Origin of the sequence: Actinophytocola xinjiangensis (assembly GCF_001921215.1) — a bacterium.
Classification (GTDB): Bacteria; Actinomycetota; Actinomycetes; order Mycobacteriales; family Pseudonocardiaceae; genus Actinophytocola; species Actinophytocola xinjiangensis.
Map to the genome: position 1 here is coordinate 392,144 of NZ_MSIF01000001.1, position 25,736 is coordinate 417,879.

Annotated in this window: 26 protein-coding genes; 18 read left to right on the forward strand and 8 right to left on the reverse strand. The window is 71.2% G+C overall.

Going from position 1 to position 25,736, the window contains the following annotated elements; genetic code table 11:
- Positions 1–2 precede the first annotated feature (2 nt).
- The 14 genes from BLA60_RS01900 to BLA60_RS01965 all read left to right on the forward strand — a co-directional run bounded on the left by BLA60_RS01900 (position 3) and on the right by BLA60_RS01965 (position 13,668).
- A complete protein-coding gene (locus BLA60_RS01900; RefSeq protein ID WP_075130906.1) occupies positions 3–491 on the forward strand; it encodes an SRPBCC family protein in 489 nt (162 codons plus the stop codon).
- Positions 491–730, forward strand: a complete 240-nt coding sequence (locus BLA60_RS01905) for an acyl carrier protein (RefSeq protein WP_075130907.1) — start codon at positions 491–493, stop codon at positions 728–730. The genes BLA60_RS01900 and BLA60_RS01905 overlap by 1 nt, the downstream gene beginning before the upstream one ends.
- Positions 730–1,947 carry a beta-ketoacyl-[acyl-carrier-protein] synthase family protein gene (locus tag BLA60_RS01910; protein WP_211288559.1) on the forward strand — a complete coding sequence of 406 codons (1,218 nt, stop codon included), beginning with the start codon at positions 730–732 and terminating at the stop codon, positions 1,945–1,947. Before BLA60_RS01905 ends, BLA60_RS01910 begins: the two co-directional genes overlap by 1 nt.
- A gap of 8 nt (positions 1,948–1,955) precedes the next feature.
- The gene (fabI, locus tag BLA60_RS01915) at positions 1,956–2,744 is read left to right on the forward strand and encodes an enoyl-ACP reductase FabI (RefSeq protein WP_075131451.1); all 789 of its coding nucleotides are present in this window, start codon (positions 1,956–1,958) and stop codon (positions 2,742–2,744) included.
- On the forward strand, positions 2,741–3,220 hold the full coding sequence (locus BLA60_RS01920; RefSeq protein ID WP_075130908.1) for a MaoC family dehydratase: 480 nt from the start codon (positions 2,741–2,743) through the stop codon (positions 3,218–3,220). The genes fabI and BLA60_RS01920 overlap by 4 nt, the downstream gene beginning before the upstream one ends.
- Before the next feature lie 75 nt (positions 3,221–3,295).
- Positions 3,296–4,048, forward strand: a complete 753-nt coding sequence (locus BLA60_RS01925; protein WP_075130909.1) for a helix-turn-helix transcriptional regulator — start codon at positions 3,296–3,298, stop codon at positions 4,046–4,048.
- Positions 4,049–4,127: 79 nt separating this feature from the next.
- Complete coding sequence (locus tag BLA60_RS01930; protein ID WP_075130910.1) at positions 4,128–5,813, forward strand: class I adenylate-forming enzyme family protein; 1,686 nt, start codon at positions 4,128–4,130, stop codon at positions 5,811–5,813.
- 23 nt (positions 5,814–5,836) lie between these two features.
- Positions 5,837–8,170, forward strand: a complete 2,334-nt coding sequence (locus tag BLA60_RS01935) for an MMPL family transporter (RefSeq protein WP_084734538.1) — start codon at positions 5,837–5,839, stop codon at positions 8,168–8,170.
- A 106-nt stretch (positions 8,171–8,276) separates the two neighbouring features.
- Positions 8,277–9,851: an alkaline phosphatase D family protein gene (locus BLA60_RS01940; protein ID WP_075130911.1), complete on the forward strand. Its 1,575-nt coding sequence runs from the start codon at positions 8,277–8,279 to the stop codon at positions 9,849–9,851.
- A gap of 62 nt (positions 9,852–9,913) precedes the next feature.
- Positions 9,914–10,249 carry a hypothetical protein gene (locus BLA60_RS01945; RefSeq protein WP_075130912.1) on the forward strand — a complete coding sequence of 112 codons (336 nt, stop codon included), beginning with the start codon at positions 9,914–9,916 and terminating at the stop codon, positions 10,247–10,249.
- Positions 10,246–11,283 carry a CdiA C-terminal domain-containing protein gene (locus BLA60_RS01950; protein WP_075130913.1) on the forward strand — a complete coding sequence of 346 codons (1,038 nt, stop codon included), beginning with the start codon at positions 10,246–10,248 and terminating at the stop codon, positions 11,281–11,283. The genes BLA60_RS01945 and BLA60_RS01950 overlap by 4 nt, the downstream gene beginning before the upstream one ends.
- A 30-nt stretch (positions 11,284–11,313) precedes the next feature.
- Entirely contained in the window at positions 11,314–11,784 is a 471-nt protein-coding gene (locus BLA60_RS01955; protein WP_075130914.1) for a SitI3 family protein, read from the forward strand.
- A 10-nt stretch (positions 11,785–11,794) separates the two neighbouring features.
- Positions 11,795–12,148 carry a YbaB/EbfC family nucleoid-associated protein gene (locus tag BLA60_RS01960; protein ID WP_075130915.1) on the forward strand — a complete coding sequence of 118 codons (354 nt, stop codon included), beginning with the start codon at positions 11,795–11,797 and terminating at the stop codon, positions 12,146–12,148.
- 344 nt (positions 12,149–12,492) lie between these two features.
- Positions 12,493–13,668: a polysaccharide deacetylase family protein gene (locus BLA60_RS01965; RefSeq protein ID WP_075130916.1), complete on the forward strand. Its 1,176-nt coding sequence runs from the start codon at positions 12,493–12,495 to the stop codon at positions 13,666–13,668.
- Positions 13,669–13,722: 54 nt separating this feature from the next.
- On the opposite strand, the gene BLA60_RS01970 is transcribed toward BLA60_RS01965, so the two are convergent.
- The gene (locus BLA60_RS01970) at positions 13,723–14,934 is read right to left on the reverse strand and encodes a hypothetical protein (RefSeq protein WP_075130917.1); all 1,212 of its coding nucleotides are present in this window, start codon (positions 14,932–14,934) and stop codon (positions 13,723–13,725) included.
- Positions 14,935–14,943: 9 nt separating this feature from the next.
- A complete protein-coding gene (locus tag BLA60_RS01975; protein WP_075130918.1) occupies positions 14,944–16,449 on the reverse strand; it encodes an alkaline phosphatase D family protein in 1,506 nt (501 codons plus the stop codon).
- A 248-nt stretch (positions 16,450–16,697) separates the two neighbouring features.
- Between BLA60_RS01975 and BLA60_RS01980 the strand changes: the two genes are divergently transcribed.
- The 3 genes from BLA60_RS01980 to BLA60_RS01990 are packed head-to-tail and all read left to right on the forward strand — an operon-like array spanning position 16,698 to position 18,879.
- Positions 16,698–17,450 carry an ABC transporter permease gene (locus tag BLA60_RS01980; protein WP_245811820.1) on the forward strand — a complete coding sequence of 251 codons (753 nt, stop codon included), beginning with the start codon at positions 16,698–16,700 and terminating at the stop codon, positions 17,448–17,450.
- Complete coding sequence (locus BLA60_RS01985; RefSeq protein WP_075130920.1) at positions 17,447–18,256, forward strand: ABC transporter permease; 810 nt, start codon at positions 17,447–17,449, stop codon at positions 18,254–18,256. The genes BLA60_RS01980 and BLA60_RS01985 overlap by 4 nt, the downstream gene beginning before the upstream one ends.
- Entirely contained in the window at positions 18,253–18,879 is a 627-nt protein-coding gene (locus BLA60_RS01990; RefSeq protein ID WP_162292885.1) for a dTMP kinase, read from the forward strand. Before BLA60_RS01985 ends, BLA60_RS01990 begins: the two co-directional genes overlap by 4 nt.
- A 2-nt stretch (positions 18,880–18,881) precedes the next feature.
- Here the strand turns inward: BLA60_RS01990 and BLA60_RS01995 are convergent, their stop codons facing one another.
- The 3 genes from BLA60_RS01995 to BLA60_RS02005 are packed head-to-tail and all read right to left on the reverse strand — an operon-like array spanning position 18,882 to position 22,026.
- Positions 18,882–19,940 carry an ABC transporter ATP-binding protein gene (locus BLA60_RS01995; RefSeq protein ID WP_075130921.1) on the reverse strand — a complete coding sequence of 353 codons (1,059 nt, stop codon included), beginning with the start codon at positions 19,938–19,940 and terminating at the stop codon, positions 18,882–18,884.
- Positions 19,937–20,911 carry a phytanoyl-CoA dioxygenase family protein gene (locus BLA60_RS02000; protein ID WP_084734541.1) on the reverse strand — a complete coding sequence of 325 codons (975 nt, stop codon included), beginning with the start codon at positions 20,909–20,911 and terminating at the stop codon, positions 19,937–19,939. Before BLA60_RS02000 ends, BLA60_RS01995 begins: the two co-directional genes overlap by 4 nt.
- A complete protein-coding gene (locus BLA60_RS02005; protein WP_084734542.1) occupies positions 20,896–22,026 on the reverse strand; it encodes an extracellular solute-binding protein in 1,131 nt (376 codons plus the stop codon). The genes BLA60_RS02000 and BLA60_RS02005 overlap by 16 nt, the downstream gene beginning before the upstream one ends.
- Positions 22,027–22,205: 179 nt before the next feature.
- Between BLA60_RS02005 and BLA60_RS02010 the strand changes: the two genes are divergently transcribed.
- Positions 22,206–23,093 (forward strand): SIS domain-containing protein, encoded by an 888-nt coding sequence (locus BLA60_RS02010; RefSeq protein ID WP_245811786.1) that lies wholly within the window; start codon positions 22,206–22,208, stop codon positions 23,091–23,093.
- Positions 23,094–23,101: 8 nt separating this feature from the next.
- Here BLA60_RS02010 and BLA60_RS44515 read toward each other — a convergent pair whose 3' ends face one another.
- The 3 genes from BLA60_RS44515 to BLA60_RS02025 are packed head-to-tail and all read right to left on the reverse strand — an operon-like array spanning position 23,102 to position 25,721.
- Positions 23,102–23,350: a phosphopantetheine-binding protein gene (locus BLA60_RS44515; RefSeq protein WP_075130925.1), complete on the reverse strand. Its 249-nt coding sequence runs from the start codon at positions 23,348–23,350 to the stop codon at positions 23,102–23,104.
- Positions 23,347–24,585: a type III PLP-dependent enzyme domain-containing protein gene (locus BLA60_RS02020; protein WP_075130926.1), complete on the reverse strand. Its 1,239-nt coding sequence runs from the start codon at positions 24,583–24,585 to the stop codon at positions 23,347–23,349. The genes BLA60_RS44515 and BLA60_RS02020 overlap by 4 nt, the downstream gene beginning before the upstream one ends.
- Positions 24,582–25,721, reverse strand: coding sequence for a nucleotidyltransferase family protein (locus tag BLA60_RS02025; protein ID WP_075130927.1), 1,140 nt, complete (start codon positions 25,719–25,721; stop codon positions 24,582–24,584). Before BLA60_RS02025 ends, BLA60_RS02020 begins: the two co-directional genes overlap by 4 nt.
- Positions 25,722–25,736: the final 15 nt, after the last annotated feature.

Sequence of the window (25,736 nt, forward strand, 5' to 3'; positions counted from 1 at the left end):
CGATGAGAAGCACCCAGCTGTGGGCGGTCGTCCCGTGGGTGGCGCCGGACGTGGCGTTCGGCCGGCTGGTCGACGCGACCGTGTTTCCCGCGCTGTCCGAGGAGATCCGCTCCATCGACGAGGCCAGGCCCCCGGCCCCCGGCGTGCCCCGGCACACCGAGTGGGCGGTGGCCTTCCGGCGCGGCGTGCTGCGCTGGACCCAGTGGGAGAACATCGACCACGTCCGGCGCGCCGCCGTGTTCGGTCAGGTCGACGGGGACTTCGCCGAGTTCGGCGGGGCCTGGCGCGTGCAGCCGGAGGACGAGGGCTGCCGGGTCGTGTTCGAGGTGACCTACGACTTCGGGATCGAGAGCCTGGCCAGCGCCATGGACCCGATCGCCGAACGCCTGCTGCTGCGAGTGGCCGGCGACATCCTGCGAGGCGTTTTCGGCCCGGAGACCGAGTTGCGGGTCGACCGGGACCACCACACCACGATTGCGGAGGTTGGCTGATGTCTGCCGTGCTGAAGGACCGTCTGTCGGATCTGCTGGTCAACCGGTTCGGCGTGCCGCAGGAGGAACTGCGGGACGACGCCCGGCTCACCGACCTGGACCTGGACTCCCTGGCCCTGGTCGAGCTGGGCATGGTCGTGGAGAACGAGTTCGGCGTGAAGATCCGCGAGGACGACGTCTCACCCGAGGACACCATCGCCGAGCTGGCCGTCGTCATCGCCGGCAAGGGCGCCTCCTGATGAGCTTCGAGCTGGCCGTGACCGGACTGGGTATGGTCAGCCCGGCCGGGATCGGCGTGGCGGCCAGTTGGCCGCGCATCGTGCGCGGCGAGCCGACCGCCACGCCGGACCCGGCGCTCGCCGGGCTGCCGGTGGACTTCAGCTGCCGGGTCCCGGACTTCGACCCGACGGAGCTGCTCAACCCGCGCACGGTGTGGCGCCAGTCGCGGTGCACCCAGCTGGCGCTGCTCGCGGCCGGGGAGGCCATCGCCGACGCCGGCCTGGACCACCGCACGTGGGACGCGACCAGGGTCGGCGTGGTCATCGGCAACTGTCTGGGTGGGACGGCCACCTTCGAGCAACAGCACGGCGCGCTGCACGAGCAGGGCACCGACGCCGTGACCCCGCTGCTGATCCCGCTGATCGGCCAGAGCAGCCCGTCGGGCGGCATCGCCATCGAGTTCAACGCCAAGGGTCCGAGCTGGAGCGTCGGCGCCGCCTGCGCCTCCGGCTCGCTGGCGCTGGGCTCCGCCCGCGAACTGCTGCGGCAGGGGCTGTGTGACGTCGTCATCGCCGGCGGCACCGAGTCCGCACTCAGCCCGACGATCGTCACCGGGTTCGCCAGGATGGGCGCGTTGTCCACCCGGCGCTCGGACCCGGGCGCGGCGTCACGGCCCTTCGACGTCGACCGGGACGGGTTCGTCTCGGCCGAGGGCGCCGGCGTGGTGGTGCTGGAACGCGCCGAGGACGCCGTGGCCAGGCGGGCCCACGTGCACGCCAGGATCAGCGGCTACGCGATGACCACCGACTCCTACCACATCAGCGCCCCGCGCCCGGACGGCGCTGAGGTCGAGCGGGCCGTCCGCGAGGCCCTGGCCGACGCCGGGGTCGGGGTGTCCGACGTGGACCACGTCAACGCGCACGGCACGTCGACGAAACTCAACGACCTCAACGAGTCCGCCGTGCTGCGCCGGGTCCTGGGCGACCGGCCGGCGGTGACGTCGGTGAAGGGCGCGCTCGGGCACTCGCTGGCCGCGGCCGGCGCCATCGAGACCGTGTGCACCGTGCTGTCGGTCGAGCACGGCGTCGTCCCGGCGACCGCGAACCTCGACAGCCAGGACCCGGAGATCGACCTCGACCTGGTGGCGAAGGTGCCGAGGGAGATCCCGGTCCGCGCCGCCATCAACAACTCGTTCGGATTCGGCGGTGCCAACACCGTCGTCGTCGTCACGGGGTGAGCCACCACATGTTGTTGCAGGACAAGCGCATTCTCGTCACCGGGGTGCTGACCGAGAACTCCATCGCCGCCTCGGTGGCCAGACTCGCCCAACAGCAGGGCGCCGAGGTCGTGCTCACCGGGCACGGTCGCGCGCTGTCGCTGACCCGCCTGGTCGCCCAGCGGCTGCCCAGGACGTGCGACGTGCTGGAGATGGACGTCACCAGCCCCGAGCAGGTCGACGCGACCGCCGCCGAGCTGGACCGCCGGTGGGGCGCGGTCGACGGCGTGGTGCACGCCATCGGGTTCGCCCCGCCCTCGGCCATGGGCGGCGGGTTCCTCACCGCACCCTGGGAGGACGTGGCCACCGCGCTGCGGATCTCCACCTACTCCTTCGCCGCGCTGGGCAGGGCCTTCGGCCCGCTGCTGGGAAAGTCGGAGCACGGCAGCCTGGTCGGCCTGGACTTCGACGCCCGGCAGGCCTGGCCCGGCTACGACTGGATGGGCGTGGCCAAGGCCGGTCTGGAGAGCTGCTGCCGTTACCTGGCCGCCGCGCTCGGCTCCCAGGGCACCCGGGTCAACCTGGTCGCCGCCGGCCCGCTGCGGACCACCGCGATGCGCGCCATCGGCGGCGCCGACCGGTTGGCCTCGCTGTGGGAGCGCAACGCCCCGCTGGGCTGGGACGCCGACGACGCGTCCCCGGTCGGCCAGGTGGTGTGCGCGCTGCTCTCGTCGTGGCTGCCGGCCGTCACCGGTGAGGTGCTGCACGTCGACGGCGGCGCGCACGCCGTCGCCTTCGCCCCGGAGCTGGCCGGATGAGCCAGTACGCCCGCCTCTCCGAGCTCACCGGCCGCGTCGGCACCCACCTCGGCCACAGCGACTGGTGGCCGATCGACCAGGACATGATCGACCGGTTCGCCGACCTCACCCACGACCGCCAGTGGTTGCACGTCGACCGGGAACGGGCCGCCGCCGGACCCTTCGGCGCCACCATCGCCCACGGCTACCTGATCGTGTCGCTGCTGGCGGACATGGTGCTGGGCATGCTGGCGGTCGACGAGGTCGACCTGATCGTGAACAAGGGCCTGGACCGGTTGCGGTTCAAGGCGCCGGTGCGCTGCGGCGACCGGGTGCGGGCCAGGGTGGAGCTGGTGTCGGCGACCCCCCGGGTCTACGGCTACACCGAACTGCTGCTCGGCGCCGTGGTGGAGACCGGCAGCGGCACGGTCGCCATGACCGGCCAGGTGCGCATGCTGATGCACGTCCCCGAGCACGTGCCGGCCCCGACCGGATGAACCGGATGAACTGGCGACCCGCCGACCGGCCCAGCACAATGGCGCTGACCTTGACCCGTCGGGAAGGCGGAGCCGGTGCCGGAGGGAGGCACCTGGTCGGGGCTGGGCGCCCTCGGACCGGGCTGGACGCTGTACGTGGGTGCCGTCGGCGCGACCGGCGACCACGCCCACCACGCGGTCCAGGTCCTGCTGGCCGACACCCCGGTGACCCTGCGCGACGCCGCCGGCCACCGGCACCGCTGCCGGGCGGCGACGATTCCCCCGAACGCACCGCACGGGATCACCGAGGGCAGCCCGCGCGCGGTGATGGTCCTGCTCGACCCGGTCAGCGCCGCCGGCCGGGCCGCGGCCCACCGGTCCACGGCCGACGCCCGCACGTGGGGCGCGCCCTGGCTGCCCGAGGTCGCCGACCTCGTGCCCGGCCGGGACGTCGACCCGCCGGCCGTCGTCACCCGCCTGCGCACCGCGCTCACGGGAGCGGCCAGCCCACCGAACCCGGCGGTGCACCCGGCGTTGACGAAGGCCATGGCGCACCTGCCGACCGTGCTCGACCGCACGGTCCGGCTGACCGAGGTCAGCGCCGAGGTCGGCCTGTCGCCCGGCCGGCTGCGGCACCTGTTCACCGCCGAGCTCGGCCTGCCGTTCCGCCGCTACGTGCTGTGGCTGCGCCTGCAACGCGCGCTGCGCTGCGCGGCGACCGGAGCGTCGCTGACCGAGGCGGCGCACGCCGCCGGGTTCGCCGACTCGTCCCACCTGACCCACGTGACCCGACGGATGTTCGGGCTCGCGCCCTCCGAGCTGGCCAGGGCCGTCCAGCCGGTCGGCTGACCCACCAGCCCCTTCGTACAAGTGTCGCGCCGAGTGTGCGCGACAGACTCGATCATGCGCCGTGAAAGGGAGCGTCCGCATGTCCCACGTAACCGAGGTTCCCGAGTTCCTCCGGCGCTACGCGCCCACCCGAGGCAAACGGCGGCTCACCCCGTTCTCGCGCGTGCCACCGACCGGCAACATCGCCGAGGTCTGGAACAGCGCCGCCAGCCGCAACCCCTACCAGCGCATCACCCTCGACCGTGCCCCGGACATCGACCCGACCGGCCCGACCGTCGGCACCTACGCGCAGTGGGCGCGGTTCGTCGAGGAGGTCGCCGAATGGCTGCACGAGGCCGGGGTCCGGCCGTGGGACCGGGTGGCGGTGCTCAAGGCCAACCACTTCGACGTCGCCCTGCTCGGCTGTGCCGCCGCCCGGCTTGGCGCGGTGCCCGCGCTGCTGGCCTGGACGCACCCGCCGGAGTTCGCCCAGCCGATGCTGCGCCGGCTGGAGCGCCCGTTCCTGATCGCCGACCAGGAACGGCTCAAGCTCGCCGGGATGGACCCCGAGGCGGTCGCCGCGCTGACCAGGCGCACGATCGTCGTCGACGGCGCCGGTGACCGCGCCGACCTGGTGTCGCTGGACGACCTCAAGGGCGCCGGGCGGGCCCCGTTCCGGCCGCGCGCCGACGACGAGCCGATGGTCGTCACGCACACCTCCGGCACCACCGGCGTGCCGAAGCTGGTGATGCACTCGGCCGAGTCGGCGCTGGCGCTGAGCCTGGTCGAGGCCGAGCGCTGGCCGCTGATCGGGCTGCGCGGCTCCGACGTTCTCGCCTACTGCGACCCGTTCTGCCACCAGCGCACCACCACCGGCATGATCGCCATGGCGACCGTGGCGCCCCGGATGACGATGCTGTCCGACCCGGACTCGCCCAAGGTCGCCGAGCTGCTGGCCGCCGACCCGCCGACCGCGGTGGAGACGCTGCCCAACATCTACCTGCACTGGGAGCCGCTGGCCCGCGATCCCCGCCGGCTGTTCCGCAACGTGCGGCTCTACGTCAACTCCTTCGACGCCATCCACACCCGCACCATCCGGACGTTCCTGGACGCCTCGTCGCGCCGGATGCCGGTGTGGTGGCAGTCGTGGAGCCAGAGCGAGGCCGGCGCGATGGTGATCCGCCCGTACCTCAGGGCGTCGGTGCGCCGGCGCGGTGTCCGCCCGCCGGTCACCCAGGTCCTCGGCTGGCCGGTGCCCGGCCTGTGCCGGGCGCGCGCGGTCGACCCGGACACCGGCCAGCCGGTCGCGCCGGGCGAGGTCGGCGTGGTGGAGATCAGCCAGCCCGGCCGCTGCCTGGGCTACGTCGGCGAGCAGCACCGCCACGACGCCAAGTGCCGGGGCTGGTGGTGGAACACCGGCGACCTCGGCACGGTCAGCCGGCTGGGCGCGATCCGCCTGGTGGACCGGGAGATCGACCGCATCGAGGGCGGCAGCGCGCTGGAGCTGGAGGACGTGCTGCTCGACCGTCTGCCGCAGGCCACGGAGATCGTCATCCTGCCGCGCGGCGGTGACCTGCCGGTGCCGGTGCTGAGCACCCAGGACGACCAGCCGCTCGACCAGCTGGCCTGGGCCCGCGCGGTCCGCGACCTGCCCCCGCTGGCCGACCCGGTGCACATCGACTGGCTGGACTGGGAGCGCACGGCCACCTGGAAGATCCGCCGCGTGGCGATGCGCGAGCGGCTGTTCGACGGAGCACGGGCCATCGGCACCGGCCGCTGGACCTGACGGCACGGCATCAAGGAGGACGGATGGACTGGCCTCGGCGGCGAGCGGTCGTCCCGCGCGTTCCGGACGGGCGCGGCGACGCCCCCGCCGAGGCCGGCCCACCACCGCCTTCCGTGCCACCGCCTTCCGTGCCGCCGCCGTCGGTGCCGCCGCCCAGGGATCCGCTGGCCGACCGGTCGCTGCTGGGCCGGATCGGGTCGTGGGTGTTCCGGCGGCGGCTGTGGGTGCTGGCCGGTGTGGTGGCCACCATGGCGCTGGCGGTGCCCTTCGGCGCGGACGTCACCGACCGGCTCACCGAGGGCGGCATCACCGCCGAGGACGCCGAGGCGACCCGCGCCGACGACCTGCTCAACCGCGAGTTCGGCACCGGCACGCCCCAACTGGTGTTCGTGGTGCACACCGAGGACACCGTCGAGTCGCCGGCGGCGACGGCGTTCGGCGCCGACCTCACCAGGCGGCTGGCCGGCGAACCGGGTGTGGTGGGGGCCGAGTCCTACTGGACGACCGGCGGGTCCGAGCCGTTGCGCTCGGAGGACGGCCGCTCGGCCATGGTCCTGCTCCGCCTGGCCGGCGACGAGGACCAGATCGGTGACACCGCGCAACGGCTGGTGCCGACCGTGGTCGGCGAGCGGGACGGGTTCCGCGTCGAGGCGACCGGGTCGGCGCAGGTGCGCAACGAGGTCAACGACCAGAGCGAACGGGACCTGATCAAGGCCGAGCTGATCGCCGCGCCGCTGTCGTTCCTGATCCTGCTGTGGGTCTTCCGCAGTCTGATCGCGGCGCTCACCCCGGTGGCGGTGGGGCTGTTCGCGGTCGTGGGGTCGCTGGTGGTGCTCAAGATCGTCAACGAGTTCGTGCCGGTGTCGGTGTTCGCGGTCAACATCACCACCGCGCTGGGGTTCGGTCTCGCCGTCGACTACAGCCTGTTCACCGTGACCCGTTTCCGCGAGGAGCTGGCGGCCGGTGCGGACGTGCGGCGGGCGATCGCCACCACCACCCGCACCGCCGGCCGCACGATCGTGTTCTCCGCGGTGACCGTCGCGGTGTCGATGTCGGCGTTGTTGTTGTTCCCCCTGGACTTCCTGCGGTCGTTCGCCTACTCCGGGATCGCCGTGGTACTGCTGGCGGCGTTCGGCGCGATCGTGGTGCTCTCGGCGCTGCTGGCCGTGGTCGGCCGGGGCATCGACCGGTGGAGCCCACAACGGTTGTTCCGCCGTCGGGACAAGGTCGCGGGTCACGGTTTCTGGCACCGGTGGACGCTGGTCGTGATGCGCCGGCCGTGGGCGTTCTTCGTCAGCACGGCGGCGGTGCTGCTGGTGATGGGCGTGCCGCTGCTGGGCATCCAGTTCGGTGAGAGCGACGACCGGGTCCTGCCGCCGTCCGCGCCCGCGCACGTCGCCGCCGAGCACCTGCGGGCCGAGTTCGCGACCCGCGAGGACACGCCGCTGAGTGTGGTGCTGCCCGACGTCGCCCCGGCCGCCGTCGGTGACTACCCGCTGCGGCTGTCGGGTCTGCCCGGGGTCATCCGGGTCGACGCGGCCAGCGGGTCGTTCGCCGGCGGTGAGCAGGTCGCGCCGGCCACCGAGCTGTCGCGGCGGTTCGTCGCCCCGACCGGGACGTGGGTGTCGGTGGTGACCGTCGACGAGCCGTACTCACCGGCGACCGCCGACCTGCTGGCGAAGGTGCGGGCGACCCCGGCGCCGGGCGAGGTCCTGGTCGGTGGCCAGGCCGCGCAGCTGGCGGACGCGAAGACCGGGATCGGGGAGGTGCTGCCGGAGGTGCTGGCGTTCATCGCGGTGGCGACGTTCGTGCTGCTGTTCCTGTTCACCGGGAGCCTGGTGATCCCACTACAGGCGATCGTGCTCAACCTGCTCAGTCTCAGTGCCGCGTTCGGGGCGATGGTGTTCATCTTCCAGGACGGCCACCTGCGGTCGCTGGTCGGCGATTTCACGGTGACCGACACGATCAACATCCGGATGCCGATCCTGATGTTCTGTGTGGCGTTCGGCGTGTCGATGGACTACCAGCTGTTCATGTTGTCGCGGATCAAGGAGCACTACCTGGCCACCGGTGACCATCGGGCGTCGGTCGCGTGGGGTCTTGAGCGTGTCGGGCGGCTGGTGACGGCGGCGGCCGTGCTGGTGGCGGTGGTGCTGTTCGCGTTCGCCACCTCGGGGCTGACGCCGGTGAAGCTGCTGGGAGTGGGCCTGGCGATCGCGGTGATCGTCGACGCGACGCTGGTCCGGGGGGCGCTCATGCCGGCGGCGTTGCGGCTGACCGGGCGGGCGACGTGGTGGCTGCCGGGCTGGTTGCGGCGGGTCCACGACCGGGTTGGCCTGAACGAGGCACGCTCGTAACCGGCCCGCCTCACCCCGTTCCTGGACAAAGATCGTTCCCGTAGGTGAAGCTGTTTCGGTCATCCTTCGTAGTCTGTTGCTTGTTCACAGTGTGGGAGGCCGTTCCGTGGGACGAAGCGATCTGAGTCGCCGTGGTTTTCTGGGCTTGGCCGGCGCCGGGGTGCTGGTCGGCGCGTTACCCGTGGCCGGGGCGTCGACCGCGTCGGCCTGGTCACGTCCGGCGTTCGCCGCCAACCCGTTCGCCCTGGGCGTCGCCTCGGGTGACCCGCGACCGGACGGGGTGGTGTTGTGGACGCGGCTGGCGCCGGACCCGGTCGCCGAGGACGGCACGGGCGGCATGCCCGACCGGCGGGTTCCGGTCGGCTGGCAGATCGCCGAGGACCCGGGCTTCCGCCGGGTGGTGCGCGGCGGCACCGAGCACGCGGTACCGGAGCTGGCGCACTCGGTGCACGTCGAGGTCGGTGGCCTGCGTCCGGGCCGCGACTACTGGTACCGCTTCCGGGTGGGCAACGAGGTCAGCGGGACCGGCCGGACGCGGACCGCGCCGGCGAGGGCGTCGAACCCGTCGGAGCTGTCGTTCGGTTTCGTCAGCTGCCAGAACTATCCCGAGGGCTACTTCACCGCGTTCCGCCACCTGGCCGAGGAGGACCTGGACGTCGTCATCCACCTCGGGGACTACATCTACGAGGGCGCGGGCCAGGGCACGATCGGCCGGGGGCATCTGCCCAACGCCGAGATCTTCTCGCTGACCGACTACCGCATCCGCTACGGCCAGTACAAGAGTGACGGGGACCTGCGCGCGGCCCACGCGGCGGCGCCGTGGGTGGTGGTGCTGGACGACCACGAGGTGGACAACAACTGGGCGGCCGACCTCGACGGCCAGGACAACGGCGGCGAGGCGTTCCTGGCCCGCCGCGCGGCCGCGTTCCAGGCGTACTACGAGAACATGCCGCTGCGCCGGGCGTCGATGCCCGCCGGCCCAGACATGCGCCTCTACCGCAGGTTGTCGTACGGGAACCTGGCCCAGTTCGACGTGGTCGACACCCGCCAGTACCGAGCCAACCAGGCCTGCGGCGACGGCCAGCAGATCGGCTGCGAGGACCGCCTCGACCCCACCCGCACCATGTTCGGCGCCGACCAGGAACGCTGGCTCCTCAATGGACTGACCAACTCCACCGCGACCTGGAACATCATGGCGAACCAGATCTTCGTCATGCAGGGCGATTCCGCCGCCGGCCCGGACCAGGCCTTCGGAATGGACACCTGGGACGGTTACGCCGGCGCCCGCCAACGCCTCTTCACCGAAATCCAGAACCGCGACGTGGACAATTTCGTCGTGATCACCGGCGACGCCCACCGCAGCGTCGCGGCCGACCTGAAAGCCGATTTCGACGACCCGGACTCGGTGACGGTCGGAACGGAGTTCCTCGGCACCTCGGTCAGCTCAGGCGGCGACGGCGAGGACCACGACAGCTGGGGCAGGACCTGGCTGGCGGAGAACCCACACATGAAGTTCCACAACTCCCAGCGCGGCTACGCCCGCTGCCGCGTAACCCCCACCCGGTGGACGACCGACTATCGCGTGGTGTCCCATGTCCGAACACCGGACGCCCCGATCACCACGAGGGCCAGCATTCACGTGGAGGCGGGCAGGCCGGGAATTCAACAGGTGGACCAGTAATAAAAGCGGCTCCCCGTGGTCGAGGTTCCGGTAACCTCGACCACGCCTGGGGAGGTGTCGCCATGGATTTCGAGGTCGACCCGGAGAACTTACGCACGGTCGGCTCCGCCATCACGGAAACCGGACTGACCGCGGCCGCGGATCTCGGTCGCGACCGCGCGCTCATCGAACCCGCCGGTGATTCGCCGTGGGGTTCGTCCCTCGGCGCCAACGCGGTGATCAGCGCGTTCTACGGGCAGTTGACCGAACTGACCGGCGTGGCACTCGACCTCGCCAGCAGCGGCATGGGCCACAGCGGCTCCGGCCTGCTGGCGATGGGTGAGTCCTACGAGCACGCGGACGAGACCGCCCACGACGGCTTCCAGCGCATCGAAGGCGAGTTCCGGGGCCTGACGTGACCGTGACGCTGCCCCCGGAACTCGCCGATCTCCTCGGCAGAACCGGACACCGCTGGCCGGACGGCAACGAGGACCACCTCCTCACCATGGCCGACGGCTGGCGTGCCCTGGGCGCCACACTCGACTCGACCCGCACCAGCCACCGCACCTCGGCCAGCGCCGTCCTCGACCACAACAACGGCCCCGCCGTCTCCGCCTACGGCGAATGGACCCGCAAGTACGACGACCTGCTGTTGCGGCTGGTGGAACTGTGCGCCCGGGTGGAGGCGTTGCTGCTGGCGATCGCCCGCTCGCTGCTCGCCGCGAAGAAGGCCATCCTCGACGCGCTGAAGAACCTCGCCCGCGCGATCGAGCAAGCGAAACGCGGCATCAGGAACGTGCCCGTCATCGGCCCCGGCATCGCGGAGATCCTGGAGGAGGTCATCCAGCCGCTCGTCGAGGCCGCCCGGACGGTGATCGGCGAGATCCTGGAGAAACTCAGCGCCCTGGTGGTCGAGGTGGTGGTGCCCCGGCTCACCGCGTTCATCGAGCAGGTCAAGACCCTGATCCAGGACCTGCGCAAGCTGATCAAGGACGAGTCCGGCGCCGACTGGCCAACCCCACCGTCGAACGACCCGAACCCGGAGAACCGACCAACTGGCAAGCCGGCGACATGGAGAAGCAAGGACGATCCTTCCACCAAGCGGGGACGCAAGCTGGAGAATGAGGCGGCGGTGACTCTTGCCCAGGCCGGCTACGACGTTGAACAGGGCCCGACGGTGCCGGGCACAAAGAAGCCCGACTACAGGATCGAGGGCAAGATATTCGACTGCGCGTCTCCGACCAGCCCGGACGCCTACAGCATCTGGTCGAACATCAAGAAGAAGAAGGTCGAGCGGGGGCAAGCGGACCGTATGATCATCAATATTGACGACCCGGCTGCGGAGGTCAGTGTTGAGGAACTGCGCAGGCAGTTCCAGCAGCATCCGATCGCCGGACTGAAAGAGGTCAAGGTGATCGGGCGCGGTGGTGCTGTCATTGACATCTATCCGTAGTGGACCAGCGGGCAACGTGAACGGAGGCGCATGGCGATCGAGTACGGGTTCGAACTGGGCGAACCAGCCACGGTTGATCGGGTCGTCGGCACGCTGGCCCGGACCGCTACCGCGTTCGGGATGTCGGAGCCGGACGATGTCGGGTTCGGTGGACCTGGTACGGAGCTGCGTGGCGGAATGCTGGTGTCAGTGGCCGGGTCGACACCGGCACCGCTCCCGGACCCGGTGGAACGGACGTTCGGCATCGTAGGTGTCCTGGATGTGTTGTTCCGCTTCGACAGGGACAGCGACTCGACAGCACAACGCCTCGACATGATGCGGTTGGTTGTGGCGGTGCTTGCCGACGTTCCGGGGGATGCCGTACTGGAGTTCGCCGGTGAGATCGTGTGGTTGGTGCGGCAGGGTGGACTGCTCAGGATCACGTCGGCCGAGGGTTACTGGACGCCGGAGTTGCGGGCGCTGCTTCCGGCGCACGAGTGCGCCGTGTTGCCGAATCTGTAGGAGGGCTGGCGTGGCACGTTTCGGTTTCACCGCGCCCGAGGACGACACCGAGGGCGAGCCCGACACGGCGGAGCGGGCCGCTGGTGTCGGGGTGGCGGTGGACGCGCGGATCCGGGCGGTGGTCGGCGTGGACGGGAGGCTGCGCGAGTTGGCCATCGATCCCGGGTTGCTGGGCCGGCCGGGCGACGCCGCCGCGCTGGCCGGCGCGATCATCGACGCGGTCAACGCTGCCATGGACGATCTCGTGCGGCAGGCCGTTCCCGGGACCGACGGGATCGCCGCGGTCGGGGTCGGCTTCGAGCGGGCGCTCGACGGGGTGCGGGCGGACCTGGAGCGCGCGGAACAGCGTATCGCCGATCGGTGAGTGGGGGCGCACCGCTCGTTGCTCCCTCGAACGACTGGCCGGCCTCCCCGGTCGGACACGGAACGTCGCGCACATGGCCGGATACGGTGAATCGGGAACCGGTGCGCGGGCTCGGGCGGTCACTCCATCGGGAAACTGTGTCGCATGTGGACCAGTGAATCCGTCGTGATCATCCACACTGGACACGCGCGGGCGTTCAGGGTTCACTCGGGTGGGTTGTTTCCCCTGTGTCGCAGCGATTTCCTGTTCGCCGGACCTGGTGGACGACGGCCGTGAGCACCTGCGGCACGCATCCTCCGGTCCTATGGTCGCCCTGTTGGCGGGGTATCGGCGGGAGGCGGATCATGGGGCAGGGCACAGGTAGCGGACGACTACGGCGTTTTCTCGGCCAGGGGCCGTTGCTCACCGGCGTCGCGCTCGCGTTGACGTTGGTGGTGCTGGTGGTGGTCGGCACCCAGCGGGACGACGTCGACGCCGAACGTGGCGCCACGATGTCGGACAATGACAAACAGTCCAAGTCGGACGGTGAAGTGGTCGAGGAGGACACCGCGCAGCCGGCCTGGATGCACAAGTTGGCACCGGGGGAGAAGCCGCCGCAGTTCGTGTTGTTCTCCTTCGACGGTGGCGGTTCGCACGACCACTGGAAGCGGGTGCTGCCGATCGCCGAGCGGACGGGGGCGGCGTTCACCGTCTTCCTGTCGGGGATCTACCTGCTCTCCGACGAGCAGCGTGAGCAGTACACCGGCCCGGGGCACAGCCCTGGGCGTGCCTCGATCGGTTTCGGCGGCACCCCGCAGGACGTGCGGACGCTCGTGGACGACCTGAACAAGGCCTCCGCCCTCGGGATCGAGGTCGGCACGCACTACAACGGGCACTTCTGTCAGGGCAGCGAACCCAGCGCGAACCGGTGGACCGCCGACGCCTGGAACGACGAGCTGAACCAGTTCTTCCGGTTCGTCACCAACGCCACCGGGCACGGCCTCAAGGTCGACCCGGCCACCATCAAGGGCGGGCGCACCCCCTGCCTGGAGGGCGACTTCGACATCGTCCTCCCCACCCTCGCCAAGCGGGGCATGACCTACGACTCCAGCCAGGTCTCCGACGGTGTCGCCTGGCCCGTGCAGAAGCACGGGGTGTGGGAGTTCGCCATGCCTGAGGTCAAGGTGCCAGCGCTGGGGCGCAAGGTGATCATGATGGACTACAACCTCTGGTACTCGTTCAACGGTGCACGCAACGAGCCGGCGCAGGCGGCAAAGTTCCGTGAGGACACCCTGGCGACGTACCGGGCCGCGCACCTTGCCGCGCTGCATGGCAACCGTGCGCCGCTGGTGGTCGGCAACCACTTCAACGAGTGGTCCGGCGGCGGGTTCAGCGACGCGGTGGAGACCTTCATGTCCGAGGTCTGCACCTCCAAGGACACCGTCTGCGCCACCTACTCCCAGGTCATCGAGTGGATGGCCCTGCAGGACAAGAAGACCATGGACGATCTTCGTGCCCTGCCCAACGCCCAGGTGTCCTGACCACACCGCACCAGCGCCGGCGGCCCCCGCGACAGGGGACCGCCGGCGTTGGCGTCACCAGGTCGAGTTGGTCAAACCGGTACCGATGAGGATGTCGTCGAAACCGTCCCCGTCGGCGTCGTCGGTGTAGGTCATCGTGATCCGGCCGAACGGGTCGACCGCCAACGCTGGCTGGGTCTGCCGGCCGGCCGTCACCGTGTTCGCCCGGATCCTCGGCTGACGGTCGGCGGTCGTGCCGTCCGGGTTGATGCCCTGGACGTACACGTCCTCGCCCTCGGTCCAGTACACCACCGCGTGCCGCTGGTCGCTCAGACCGGCCTGCGGATCACTTCCCGGCACGAACGCCTCCGCCGGGGCGGACCCGGTCGCGGTGAACGAGCGCACCGCCGTCTGCGGCGAACCGAGGTGGTCGGTCACCCACGCGGCGACGAAGTCACCGTTGAAGTTGGCCGCCACCGTCACGTTCGTCTGCTGCCCGCCGGTCGCCTGGTTCGCCACCCGCTTGGCCAGCTTCGCCCCACCGCTGGGCGTGAAGCTGGCCAGACCGATGTTGTAGTAGCCGTTGGCGTCACCGTCCTCGTCCCACACGACGATCGCGTTGCCGGCCGCGCCCATCGCGACGTCCGGGTGCCGGTTGGTGCCGCCCGCCGCGTGCACCCGCACCTCGTAGGCCTTGGACGTGATCGAGTTGAAGCCCGACAGCCGCACGGTCGGCTCCGCGTCGGTCTGCTCGTCCTCGAACACGACCGCGAAGCCGTTGCCGTCCGGGTCGACCGCGATCTCCGGGTTCACCTGCTGGCCGGCGGCGGTCGCGTTGGCCGTGGCCGACCCGGTCTCGGTGCCGGCGGCGTTGTAAGTCTTGACCTTGATCTGGTAGTAGCCGTTGCCGTCCGGGTCGTCGGCCCAGACCACGGCCACCCGGCCGTCCGGCCAGACCGCGACGTCGGGCTGGACGTGGCGCCAGTTGCCGGTGCCGCCGGGGGTCACCTTCTTCTCGAACAGCGACGTGCCGTCCTTGTACAGCCGGACGTAGACCTCGCTGTGGATGCTGTCGTCGGGGTTGGTGGCGTCCCGGTCGTCCTCCCACACGATCGCGGTGTGGCCGCCGCGCGAGGACGCGACCGAGGAGTTGTCCTGGTCACCGGTGGTCGTGGTGTTCGCCGGCGCCCAGGTGAGCGTGCCGTCGGCGGACGCCGCCGGTGCCTGCGCGAGGACCAGTCCGAGCGTGCTCAACAGCGACAGCGCCGTCAGGATTGTGCGTCTCATGGCGTCCGTTCAGGGGTTCTGGAGGCCGGGGGCGCCGGCCTGGATGACGTAGCTCTTGGCGGTCTTGACCGGGTAGTCGCGCACGGTGACCTTGTCCACCACACGGAAGTCCACGGTCATCTGGGTGGGCCGGGTGACCGTGCGGACGTAACCGCGCAGGTTCTTGTTGAACTTCACGTGCGGGTTGACGCTGGAGGTCCCGTCGTCGGCCGCGTTGCCGTCGCCGCCGGAGGTGATCGACGTGGTGACCAGTTCGGTGCCGATGACCTTGTCCTGGCTGGTGTAGTTGTTCATGATGTTGGCGGCCCAGTGCTTGTGCACGTCACCGGTGAGCACGACGGTGCTGGTGTTGCCGCTGGCCTGCCAGCCGTCCTGGAGCCGCTTGCGGTTGGCGGTGTAGCCGTCCCAGGCGTCCATGCTGCGGTTGCCGGCGGAGGTCAGCCGCTGGGCGAAGAACACCTGCTGGCCGATCAGGTCCCAGGTCGCCAGGCGCTGGCCGAGGCCGGCGAGCAGCCAGTCCTGCTGCGCGGTGCCGGTGAGGCTGCGCGCCGGGTCGTCGGCCTCCGGGCAGTTCTTGCTGCCGTCGCCGCAGGCCTGGTCGCTGCGGTACTGGCGGGTGTCGAGCATGTGGAAGGTCGCCAGGCTGCCCCAGCGCAACCGTCGGTAGAGCTGGAGGTTCTCGCCGCTGGGCGCCTGCGGGGAGCGCAGCGGCATGTGCTCGTAGTAGGCCTGGTAGGCCGCCGCCCGGCGGGCGCGGAAGTCGCCGGTCGGGGTGTCGTTCTCGCGCACGAGACCGGCGTAGTTGTTCTCCACCTCGTGGTCGTCCCAGATCACGACCCAGGGCGCGACCTGGTGCGCGGCCTGGAGGTCGAGGTCGTTGCGGTACTGGGCGTGCCGGACCCGGTAGTCGGCCAGGCTGGTGATCTCCTTGGTCGGCAGGTGGTCACGCACGCCGGTGGCGCCGCTCTCGTAGATGTAGTCGCCCAGGTGCAGGATCAGGTCGGGGTTCTCCTCGGCCATCCGCCGGTAGGCGGTGTAGTAGCCGGAGGCGTAGTGGGCGCAGGAGGCGAACAGCATCGTCAGCGCGGGGCTGGTGCCCACGGCCGGAGCGGTCCTGGTGCGGCCGACGGGGGAGAGCTGGCCGTTGGCCCGGAAGCGGTACCAGTAGGGCCGGCCGGCGGGCAGGCCGGCGACCTCGACGTGCACGCTGTGCGCGGAGGCGCGCACGGCGCTGACCCGGCCCGAGGCGACGACCGTGCCGAAGTACTCGTCGGCGGCGACCTGCCACTCGACGTCGACCGGGGTGTCGGGCATGCCGCCGAGCCCGTCGAGGGCCAGCGGGTTGGTGGCCAGGCGGGTCCACAGGACGAACCCGTCGGCGGTCGGTTCGCCGGACGCGACACCGAGGGTGAACGGATAGGACGCGTCGGCGCCGCTGGCGGATCTGAAGGTCAGGAGTCCCGCCCCGGTTCCGGCGAGACTGCCCAGCAAAAAGGTTCTTCTGCGCAGGGACATGCACGTTGTTGTACGACACCAGATTGCACGACAGCCATTAATCTGGTGAAAATCTGACAAAGAGGCGGCGAAGGACGTAGCGACGGTCCCCCGTTGGATGTAACAGTGCGGGAACGACGCACCCGAGTGGACGACTCCCGGGACGTCGTCGCGGTGTTAGGTTGGGCCGACGGCCAGTCACGCGGGGTGGTGATCGGTTCTTGGGGCAGGCGCGCGGAATCACCAGGTACGCACCACAGTTGACCGCCGTGCTGTTCGTGGTCGTCGCGCTGCTGCTGCCGCTCGCGCTGGTCACCGCCTCCTTCGCCCAGGGCGTCGGGGAACCGTTGGGGGAGGAGACCTGGCCGGCCGCGGTCCGCACGGTCGTACTGGCGGTGGGCGTTGCCGCCGTCTCGCTGCCGGTCGCGATCGTCATCGCCAGCACGCTGAGCCGGCGGGCGGCCTGGGTACGAGCCATGGGAATCCTGCTCTGCGGCGCGCCGCTGGTGCTCAACCTGCTGGTGGTCATCCTGTCCTGGCAGGTGATGCTCGAACAGGACGGGCTGGTCGGCCAGGTCTGGACGGCGCTGCTGCCCGGCGAGCCGCCGGCGATCCTGTTCACCCCGCTGGCCAGTGTGCTGGCCATGGCCTACGTCGTCGTGCCGGTGATGGTGCTGATCCTGCTGTTCAGCTTCCGGCGGATCGACCCGAGGACCCGCGAGGCCGCCCGGCTGCTCGGCGCCTCGCCCTGGCAGCGGTTCGTGCTCGTCGAACTGGGCAGCGTCACACCGTCGCTGATCGCCGCGTTCGTCATGGGCTACGCGATCTGCCTCAACCTCTACCTCGTCCCGGAGTACCTGAGCGGGCCGGACCTGACGATGCTCGGGTTGCTCGCCCACCAGGACGTGGTCAAGAGCTTCCGGATCGACCAGGCGGCCGCGCGGTCGGGCGTGCTGCTGCTGGTGGCGATCGTGCCGGTGTGCCTGGCGTCGGTGCTCGAGTGGAAGCAGCAGCGGCGGTGAGCGGGCGCTGGACCGGCCGGGTCGGGGCCACGCTCGCCCTGGCCTACGTGGCGGTGCCGCTGGCGCTGGTGGTGTGGATCGGCACCGGAACGGCGCGGTCGATCTCGCTGCCGGCCGGGGTGCCCGGCGTCGAGCCGGTCCGCCGGCTGCTGGCCGACCCTGGCTGGTTCGACGCCCTGGTCCGCAGCCTGGTGCTGGCCGGCTACGTCGCGGTGGTGGCGGTGGTGGTCGGCTCGCTGGGCGCCTACGCCAGCCTGCGCCGGGGACCGGTGGTGCGGGCGGTGGTGCTCGGCGTGCTGCTGGCGCCGGCGGTCGTGCCGACCGTGGTGTACGCGTTGGGCCTGGTACTGGTGTCCACCGAGGTGCCGGTCGACCCGGCCTACCTGCTGGTCGTCGGGCACGCGGTGCTGGCGACCCCGTTGGCGTTGCTGGTGATGCGGGTCGGTGTGGCGAGCCTGCGGCCGGAACAGGTCGAGTCGGCGCGGCTGCTCGGGGCCTCGCGCACGCTGACCCTCGCGACCGTGGTGGTGCCCCACCTGCTGCCCTTCGGGCTGGTCGCGGCGGCGCTGGCGGCGTCGGTCTCGCTCGCTGAACCGGTCCTGGCGATCTTCCTGCTCAACGACAGCACGGCGACCCTGCCGCAGAAATCGTTCCAGGGACTACGTTTCAGCTTCGACCCGCTCATCTTCACCGCGGCGACGGTGATCATCCTGATGGTCGGTGCCGTGGTGGCGACCGGCGCGGCCCTGCTGCTGATCCGGTCGAGAACGGCCGGTGGACCGAGGAACGGAGACCGCACGACGTGAACGACAAACCCCCGCTGATCGCGATCTCGGGCATCGACGGAGCCGGCAAGTCCACCCAGGCGCGGCGGGTGGTCGAGGCGCTCACCCCGGCCTACCCCGGGATCCGGGGGGTCAAGACCGAGTTCTACGGCATGTACGGGGTGTTCGAGCTGGCCCGCACGCTCACCGGCGACGCCCGGGGCTACCACCCGCTGATCCCCGCCACGCTGCGCGAGTTCGTGATCGCCTGCGACGCGCTGACCTTCTCCGAGCGGGTGCTGCGCCCGGCGGCCGAGCAGGGCGTCGCGCTGGTCTGGGACCGCAGCCCGCTGTGCTACGAGGTCTACGGCCACTGCTACGGCGCCGACATGACCTGGCCGATGAAGGCCCTGGCCCAGGTGCGCCGGCCGGACCTGATCGTGCTCGTCGACCTCGACGCGGAGCTGGCCGTCAAGCGGCTGGCCGAGCGGGCCGAGCAGCCGCACCAGAGCGACGAGGACCTCGACCTGCTCTCCCGGGTCCGCGCCAGATACCTGGAGCGGGCGAGCCGGCGCGACGACGTCGAGATCGTCGACGGCGACCGGTCCACCGAGGAGGTGACGACCGCGATCCTGGACGTGGTGGCCGCGCGCCTGGGCGAGTGAGCTCAGCCCACGGCGTGTGCGCCGGCCGGCGGCCAGCGCAGGCCGACCCGGTCACCCACCGCCGGTGTGCCGGCGGTCGCCGGTACGTGCACGCGGACCCGCTCGCCCAGCGCGCAGTTCACCAGCACGTCGACGGCCGCGCCGGCGTACTCGGTGGCCACGACCGTCGCCGGCAGGCCGCCGTCGGCGATCTCCAGGTGGTGCGGGCGCAGCGCCAGCCGGCAGCGGTCACCGGCGGCGAACTCCGCCGACGCGGTCACCGTCAGCTCGCCGGCGCCGGGGACCCGGCAGCGCAGTCTGCCGGCGCCGGTCGCGAGCACCTCGGCGTCGACCAGGGTCACCCGGCCGAGGAACCCGGCCACGAACGCGTTCGCCGGTCTCTCGAACAGCTCCCTTGGCGCTCCGGACTGCACGATCCGGCCGTCGGCCAGCACGGCCAGCCGGTCCGCCCAGCGCAGCGCGAAGCCGACGTCGTGGGTCACGATCACCACCGGCACGTCGGAGCTGGCCCGCACCTTCTCCAGCCACCGCGCGAAGTGGTCGACCAGGTGCGGGTCCAGCGAGGCGAACGGCTCGTCGAGCAGCAGCACCAGCGGCTCGCTGAGCAGGATCCGCAGGATCGCCACCCGCTGCCGTTCGCCGCCGCTGAGTGCTGCGGGGAACCGGTTGGCGTGCTGGCCGAGACCCGCCTCGGCCAGCGCCGCCTCGGCCCGGCGTCGCCTTTGCGCGCGTGGAACACCCTTGGCCAGCAACGGGAACGCCACGTTGGCCAGGACCCGCATCCGGGGGAACAGGCCGAGGTCCTGGAACAGCAGGCCCACCCGGACCGTGCCGGCCGACGGCCCGACGCCGTGGTCGCCCGAGCGCGGCATCCGCAGACTGCCGGCGGCCGGTTGCTCCAGACCGGCCAGCACCCGCAGCAGCGTGGTCTTCCCGGCGCCGCTCGGCCCGACGATGGCGATCCGTTCGTTGCTGGAGATCCGCACGGTGACGTCGTCGAGGATCGTGCGCTGTCCACGGTGGAACGACAGTCGCTCGGCGACCAGCACCGGATCGGTCATCGCGCCGACCGGCCCTCGTCCCACAGGACCGGGCACAGCAGGGGATCGCGGTAGTCCGGACGGTCGTCGCCGGTGCGCGCGCACCGGCGGTCGTTCTGGTGGACGTAGAGCGGGCCGGTGTCGTCGTCGCGGGGGAAGTAGGCGTTGTGCTCGGGCTGGAGCTCGATGATCAGCGTCTGGCGGAAACCGTCCGTGCGGTTGAGATCGCTGCCGTGGAAGATCCGGTGGTCGTGGAAGCTGACCTGGCCGCGTTTCACCTCGACCGGCCGGCGTTCCAGCGTGAACCCGGAGTCCACGATGTCGGCCAGCAGCCGTTCGCCCTCCCCGGACCGGAAGGTGCGCTTGAACCGCAGTTGCCGCACCGGGCCCTCGTCCGGCCAGCGGTGGCTGCCAGGGGCCATCGCGATCGGACCCATCTCGGCGGGACAGTCGTGCAGCGCCACCCAGGCGGTGATCATCCGGTCGGCCGTGCAGTTGCGCAGGTAGGCCTGGTCGGCGTGCCAGCCGACCTTGCCCCGGTCGCCCTCCAGGTTGGGCGGTTTGACCAGCAACGTGCTGGTGTACAGGCGAACCTGGGAGGTGCGCAGCAGTCGGGCGGCGGTCGCGGCGATCATCGGGTGGCCGGCGAGCCTGGCCAGACCGGCGCTCTGCTGGATGACCAGGTCGTTCTCCCGCATGCCGGTGCCGCCGCCGGGACGCCAGTCGTAGGGCGGTTTCGGGGTGATCGGGCGGCCGATGACGCTCGGGTGCTCCGGCGGCACCGGCGCGTCGCGTTCGCCCCGGTGGTACCGCTCGACGGCGGCCACCGCGAGGTCGAGCTCGTCGGGCGGCAGGATGACCGGCGAGACCCACCAGCCGTCGCGGTCGTAGTCCGCGACGTCGGCGTCGGTCGGCAGGAGGCCGGTGGCCACCGGCCGGTCCGGGACGAGGTCGTGCGGGAAGTCCGGCATTGTCGTCAGCCTCTCAGCCATTCCGTCCAGCGAGTGAGCTGTTCGTCGTCGTGTTCACCCCACCATTCCCAGTCGTAGCTCAACTGTTGGGACTTCTGCGGCTCGACGCTGGCCATCCTGGCGCGGTACCGGGGTTCGAGCAGTGCGACGGCCTGCTCGGTCACCGGGCCGTTGCCGGTCCGGCGGGCCATCTCCGCCTGGTGGCGCGGGCCGAGCGCGAAGCGCAGCAGGTCCAGCGCGCCCTCCCGGTTGGGGGCGTTCGCCGGGATCATCCAGTAGTCCCTGGTGTAGATCCCCTGGTTCCACCCGACCTCAAGGGGTTCGCCCTTGTCCACCAGGCCGTAGGCGTCGCCGCCGTAGAACATCGCGACGTCGACCTGGTCCTCGGTGAAGTAGCGCGCGCCCTGCGCGCCGCTCTCGTACCAGAGGACCTTGTCCTTGATCCGGTCCAGCGACGCGTACGCCTGGTCGATCTTCTTGTCGGTCAACGGGTACAGCTCGCCCGGGGCGACGCCGTCGGCCAGCAGCGCGGCCTCCAGCACGTAGTTGGGCCGGGCGCCGAACAGCGCGACCCGGCGGGGGTGGGCGATCGCGTGGTCCCAGACCTGCTTCCAGGTGGTCGGGCCGCCGCCGGGGAACGCGTCGTGGTTGTGGACGATGTTCATGGACCAGTACAGGATTCCGACGCCGTGGCTGGCCAGGGCGTCGGCGAAGATGCCGGTGTCGGAGTAGGTGGCGGGGTCGATGGGCGCCCACAGGTTCTCCCGCTGGCCCCTGGTCAGCCAGGACGCGTCGCCGTGCACCAGGTCGATCTCGCCGGTCGGTCTGGCGGCCTGGGCCTTGACCTTCGCGTACATGTTCTCGGCGTCGCTGAGTTGGACGACCTCGGTGCCGGTCTGTTCGGTGTAGGGCTCGAAGAGCACCTGCGACTGTGCCTGTTGGAAGACCCCGCCCCAGGAGTCGACGACGACCCGCCGGCTCGCGTCGCCGGTGCTGCCGGAGCTGAGGGCGCCGCAACCCGGGAGGAGGAGGGTGACCGTGGCCAGCAGGGCCACGAGCCGGATCCGTCGACACCCCAGGTTGTCGAAGGTCAATAGTCCTCCCAGGACGAACGGGCGCAGCCGGCGTCGGACCATCTGGCCCGATGCTACAGGTGGACGTGCGGTAACGGAACAGAATCGCGGTGTGGCCGGCGGGGTCCTGACCGGACAAGTGGTGTAGACCACTACCAATTGGTGTGGACCATTTGTTACTGTGTGCGCTGGTGCTCTGATCTGGTATAAAGCAGGCCGGAAGGCCCGAACTCACACGTGGAGTGGTTGTGCCCTACATCGAGGAAGAGATCGCGAGCCAGCCCCAGATGTGGCGGCAGGCGGCCGCGTTGCTCTCGTCCGGTTCCGTCGCTGGGCTGCCCGAGCCCGGTGAGCGGATCGCCGTGATCGGTTGTGGCACCTCCCAGTTCATGGCCCAGACCTACGCCCGGCTGCGCGAGGAGACCGGCAAGGGCGAGTCGGACGCGTTCCAGGCCTCGGAGTTCCCGCTGGCCCGGCGCTACGACCGCGTCCTGGCCATCACCAGGACCGGCACCACCACCGAGGTCGTCCGCACGCTGGACGCCATCGGCGACAGCACGCCGACCACCGTGTTCACCGCCGAGCCGACCAGCGACGTCGTCGGCCTGGCCAAGCACGCGGTGATCCTCGACTTCGCCAACGAGCGGTCGGTCGTGCAGACCCGCTTCGCCACCAGCACCATCGCCCTGCTGCGCGCGCACCTCGGCCAGGACGTCGAGGCGCTGGCCGCCGACGCGGAGGCCGCGCTGGCACTGCCCGTGCCGCGGGAGGCCTTCGACACCAGGCAGTTCACGTTCCTGGGCACCGGCTGGACGGTGGGCCTGGCCCACGAGGCCGCGCACAAGCTGCGCGAGTCCACCCAGTCCTGGACCGAGTCCTACGCGGGCATGGAGTACCGCCACGGCGCCAACTGCGTGGCCGACGAGCGCACGCTGGCCTGGACCTTCGGCGAGCCGGCCCCGAACCTGGTCGAGGACGTGCGGGCCACCGGCGCCACCGTGGAGGTCGGCGAGCGGGACGCGCTGGTCGAGCTGGTGCGGGTGCACCAGCTGGCGGTCGAACTGGCGGCGGCCAAGGGGTTGGACGTGGACAACCCGCGCAACCTGACCCGCTCGGTCATCCTGACCTGAGCCGGAACTCAGTCCGTCCGCAGGTTCGCCACCACCGACCACAGCGCCGCCGCCGAGGCGAACGTCTCGGCGCGGAGCTGGTCGTCGGGGATCCGCACCCCGTACAGCTCCTCGACGTCGAGCAGCAGGCCCACGGTCGACATCGAGTCGAGGCCGAGGTCGGGCAGCGAGGTACTGGCGGTGAGCGGACTGCCGTCGGACAGCAGCGGCAGGTAGGTCCGCAGCAGCTTGTCGAACTCCGCCGGCCACTCGGTCATGTCCGCTCCAGGGGGTCGAGGGGTGTGCGGCGCAGTTCCAGGCGCGAGGCGTCCAGCACCGTCCCGCCGCGCAGCACGATCTCGGCGGCCGCCGGGCGGCCGAGGAAGCCGATCAGGCTCGCGGTCAGCCCGTAGGCGCCGACGTTGGGGATCACCACCAGCTCACCGCGACGGTAGGTCCCGGTCGCGCTGTCCCGGGACAACAGGTCGGCCGGAGTACACAGTGGACCGACGATGGTGACGCCGTTGCCGGTGGCCGGCGTGCCGGTGGCGGCGACCGGGACGGCGGCCATGGGCAGCAGCCGGCCGAGGCCGGCCAGGCCGCCGAGGTGGTTGATCCCGCTGTCCAGCACGACGAACGTGCGGTCCCGGCTGTGCTTGACGTCGGCGACCGTGGCGACCAGCCGCCCGCAGGTGCCGGTCAGGTAGCGCCCGGACTCGAAGGCCACCACCGGTTTCCCGGCGCGCCAGCCGGGGAAGTGCTGGTCCAGGCCGGATTCGAGCAGCGGACGCAGCTCGGCGTAGTCCGGCCGCGAGCCGGGGTTGGCGTAGGGCGCGGCGAACCCGCCGCCCAGGTCGAGCACCGCCGGGTCGAGGCCGGTCTCCGCGCGCAGCCTGGCGGCCTGCTCCAGGTTGGCCAGCGCCTCGGCGGCGATCGTGGTGGCGTCGCGGGCGTTGCTCAGCGAGAAGAAGTGCAGGCCGGTGACCCGCCCGCCCGGCCGGGGCGCGAACCGGTCCGGGTGCGCGGCGACCTCGTCGGCGTCCAGGCCGAACTGGGACGCCACCCCGGTCATCCGCAGGCCGCTGCCGCCGTGCGCCCGGTGGGCGTTCACCCGGACCAGACAGTCCACAGTGGAGTCCAGGGCGTCGGCGGTGGCGGTGACCCGCTGGTAGTCGGCGACCGACTCCACCGAGAAACCCCGCACCCCGGCACCGACGGCCGCCGCGATCTCCTCGCCGGACTTGCCGGGACCGGTGTAGAGGCACTGGTCACCGGTGAAACCGGCGGCCAGCGCCGCCGCCAGCTCGCCGGTCGAGCTGATCTCGGCACGGGCGCCGGCCAGCCGCAGCGCGCCGGCCAGCACCGGGTGCGGGTTGGCCTTGAGCGAGTAGTACAGCAGCGCGCCCTCGGGCAGCGCGCCGCGCAGGGCGGTCACCGCCGCGTCCACCTCGTCGAGTTCGTACAGGTAGCACGGCGTGCCGAAGCGCCGGACCAGGTCGGGCAGGCCGGTCACCGCAGACCGGCGCGGGCCGCCGCGGCGAACCGGGGCTCCGGCGCGGGCAGCAGCGACAGCGGCCCGGCCGAACGCAGCCGCTCGCGCATGTCGCCGGTCCACGACAGGTACCGGCCGTTCTCCGCGCACGCGCTGTGCAGCCAGCCCTGGTCGCGGTAGTCCTCCAGACCGAGCCCGGCGACGATGTCACTGCCGAACAGCGCGTCGACGTGGTGGCCGACCCAGGCGACCGGGGGAGCGATCGCGTGCCGCTCGACCAGCGCGGCCAGGCTGGCGACCCCGGCGGCGTCCAACCCGTTCCACAGCCGCCAGATGTCGCCGTACTGGAGGAGCCGGTTGCCGTTCATCGTGCGCTCGAACCAGGACTCGCGGAACAGGTGGGTCACCGCGAAGACCACGTCGTAGGGCTCGGTGAGCGCCGGCAGGTCCACCGACCCGTCCGGGACCGGCACCTCGACCCGGCGCACCTCGGCCAGTACCTCGTCCATCGGGATGTGCCAGGCGGCGCCGAACCAGGTGATGTCGAAGCAGATGTCCACGACGAAACAGGGCCGCGCCTGGCCGGTCAGCGGCCGGTGGAAGTGCGGCAGGTGGTCGGGGAACAGCCGGTACATCGCCAGGTCCCGCCGGGAGCGCGGGACCAGGCTGTCGGACAGGTACTGGAAGTCCAGGTTGGGCAGGTAGTCCAACTCGGCCATCGTCGCCTCGGCGCGCGCGGCGTTCTCCGGGTGGATCATCACGTCGATGTCGTCGAACACGCGCCCGCCCGACCCGTGGTAGAGCGAGGACTGGAACACCACGCCCTTCGTGCACACCGCCGGCACCCCGTTGCCGGCCAGCGCCTCCACCACCCGGGCGGCCTCGGCGGCGGCCGTGGCGCCCAGGTGCCGGTTCACCTGTCTGGCCTCGACCAGAATGCGGCGGAACGGTGGCGGAACAAGGCGCATACCGTCCGATTCGATGACGAAATCGGCGAGTCGCGGCAGCATCCGTTGGGTTGCCGCGAGAACCGTCAGCTGATTCCAGTCGATACCGGTCAACAGCGAGTCGATGTCCGTTTCCGGATCACCCGCCGACGAGTCGTGGACGCAGGTGTATTCGAGAAGGTGCCAGGCTTCGGCGGCCCCGGTGGTCACGCAGACCGAGGTTTC